Origin of the sequence: Streptomyces milbemycinicus (assembly GCF_002154605.1) — a bacterium.
In the GTDB taxonomy this organism is placed as follows: domain Bacteria; phylum Actinomycetota; class Actinomycetes; order Streptomycetales; family Streptomycetaceae; genus Streptomyces; species Streptomyces milbemycinicus.
This window is the reverse complement of sequence record NZ_MUNE01001052.1, coordinates 1-1,249: the sequence shown is the minus strand read 5'-3', so window position 1 is coordinate 1,249 and position 1,249 is coordinate 1. Positions and strand designations below refer to the sequence as shown.

Sequence of the window (1,249 nt, the reverse complement as noted above, 5' to 3'; positions counted from 1 at the left end):
CCCCGGGGAAGCCTCCACCCAGACCGCCCGCCAGAGCCCCCCGCTCCAGCTTCTCCAGCCGCGCCTGCATCGACCGCTCGTCCCCGAACGCCGCGGGCAGCAGCACCCGCGCACAGATCAGCTCCAGCTGCAGCCGCGGCGAGGTGGCACCGCGCATCTCGGTCAGGCCCTCGTTGACCAGGTCGGCGGCGCGGCTGAGCTCGGCGCCGCCGAAGACGGACGCCTGCGCCTGCATCCGCTCGACGACATCGACGGGGGCGTCGATGAGCCCCTTCTCCGCCGCGTCCGGCACGGCGGCGAGAATCACCAGGTCACGCAGGCGCTCCAGAAGATCGGCAACAAAGCGCCGAGGGTCGTTACCCCCCTCGATCACACGGTTGACGAGCTCGAACGCGGCCGCGCCATCGCTCGCCGCGAAGGCGTCCACGATCGCGTCGAGCAGCGAGCCGTCCGTATAGCCGAGCAGCGACGTCGCCATGGCGTACGTCACACCATCCTCGGCCGCGCCCGCGAGCAGCTGGTCCATGACGGACATGGAGTCCCGGACCGACCCCGCCCCGGCCCGCACCACCAGCGGCAGCACCCCGTCCTCGACCGGGATCGCCTCCCGCTCGCAGACCTCCGCCAGATAGTCGCGCAGCGTCCCGGGGGGCACCAGCCGGAAGGGATAGTGATGCGTACGCGACCGGATGGTGCCGATGACCTTCTCGGGCTCCGTGGTCGCGAAGATGAACTTCAAATGCTCCGGAGGCTCCTCGACCACCTTCAGCAGGGCGTTGAACCCCGCCGAGGTGACCATGTGCGCCTCGTCGATGATGTAGATCTTGTACCGGCTCGACGCCGGCCCGAAGAACGCCTTCTCCCGCAGCTCACGCGCATCGTCCACGCCTCCGTGAGACGCGGCGTCGATCTCGATGACATCGATCGAACCCGGCCCGTTCCGCGCGAGGTCCTGGCAGGACTGGCACTCCCCGCACGGCGCCGGGGTCGGCCCCTTCTCACAGTTCAGACAGCGGGCCAGGATGCGCGCGCTGGTCGTCTTGCCACAGCCGCGCGGACCGCTGAAGAGGTACGCGTGATTGACCCGGTTGTTGCGCAGCGCCTGCTGCAGCGGGCCGGTGACATGCTCCTGACCGATGACCTCGGCGTAGGTCTCGGGGCGGTAGCGGCGGTACAGCGCGAGGGACGACACGCTTACGACGATATCGGTGCCCACCGACATCCGAAGCCGCCCCGAGACCTACGCCGA

General features: G+C 69.7%; 1 protein-coding gene. It reads right to left on the bottom strand.

Annotation, left to right across the window (positions count from 1 at the left end; genetic code table 11):
- Positions 1-1,192, bottom strand: a 1,192-nt coding sequence (locus CCN51_RS50855) for a DNA polymerase III subunit gamma and tau (protein ID WP_143676210.1), incomplete at its 3' end; no start/stop codon positions are given.
- Positions 1,193-1,249: the final 57 nt, after the last annotated feature.